1 pseudogene is annotated in these 332 nt (G+C 63.6%); it reads right to left on the reverse strand.

The annotated features are described in order from the left end of the window. Positions 1–332, reverse strand: a pseudogene (locus DX909_RS29760) (sialate O-acetylesterase); the annotation flags it as partial.

A 332-nucleotide genomic window follows, 5' to 3' on the forward strand; every position in this document is an offset into this window, starting at 1 on the left:
TTCGACTGGCCGTTGAAGAGAAAGACATCCCCGCAGACGATGCTGTCACGTTTGGCCACCAGCACCGAATCCCGCCCGTTGACGGCATACACCTGAAACCGGTACTGATGCCGACCCGCCACGATGCTGGGCGACAGCTCGAAACGCGCCTGTCCGCCACTGATGGTGACGCCCCCCCGCTGGCTTTTCCACAGCGTGCCGTTCTGGTAGACGAGCACCGACACCTGAGCGTAGGCCGTCGACTGCAGCAAACCCACGAGGGGCACCGCAGCCTGGTTCTGCTCGTTGCGTGGATACAGCTGCAGCGGGGCCGGCCACTGCTGCCATTTCAC

It is taken from the genome of Larkinella soli, assembly GCF_003703975.1.
Taxonomy (GTDB): Bacteria; Bacteroidota; Bacteroidia; order Cytophagales; family Spirosomataceae; genus Larkinella; species Larkinella soli.